This is a genomic window from Vibrio sp. 1401 (assembly GCF_033340295.1).
Map to the genome: position 1 here is coordinate 1 of NZ_JAWOWF010000411.1, position 671 is coordinate 671.

Consider the following 671-nt stretch of genomic DNA (forward strand, 5'->3'; position numbering starts at 1 on the left):
CAAAGTCAGCGTTAAAGCATCGGATGTATTCCTTGCGGTTGATTCTTACCGCTTGCTAGCGAAGAAAATCGACCAGCCGCTTCACTTAGGTATTACTGAAGCTGGTGGTGCACGCGCAGGTGCCGTGAAGTCAGCAGTTGGCTTGGGCATGCTTTTATCGGAAGGTATTGGTGATACGTTACGTATCTCTTTAGCTGCTGATCCAGTCGAAGAAATCAAAGTCGGTTTCGATATTCTGAAATCTTTGCGTATTCGCTCTCGTGGCATCAACTTTATTGCTTGCCCAAGTTGTTCACGCCAAGAATTCGATGTTATTGGTACCGTAAATGCGCTTGAGCAGCGTTTAGAAGACATAATCACACCAATGGATGTGTCTATTATTGGCTGTGTGGTAAATGGTCCTGGTGAAGCTGAGGTTTCCCATTTGGGTCTTGCGGGTAGCAACAAGAAGAGTGCGTTCTATGAAGACGGAAAACGTCAAAAGGAGCGTTTCGATAACAATGATCTTGTGAATCAGCTAGAAGCAAAGATCCGTGCGAAAGCGTCTATGATGGATAGCGAAAATCGCATTGAAGTAAAAGTACAAGATTAATCTCAACGAGAATTACGGTAAGTATTGTGGCAAAAACAATCCAAGCAATCCGAGGCATGAACGATTGTCTCCCAACTCA

Annotated in this window: 1 protein-coding gene; it reads left to right on the plus strand. The window is 44.4% G+C overall.

Features of this window, described 5'->3' with window-relative positions:
* Window positions 1-592 (plus strand): flavodoxin-dependent (E)-4-hydroxy-3-methylbut-2-enyl-diphosphate synthase (locus R7Z77_RS25940; protein ID WP_318137121.1); only part of this gene is annotated, 592 nt, incomplete at its 5' end.
* Window positions 593-671: the final 79 nt, after the last annotated feature.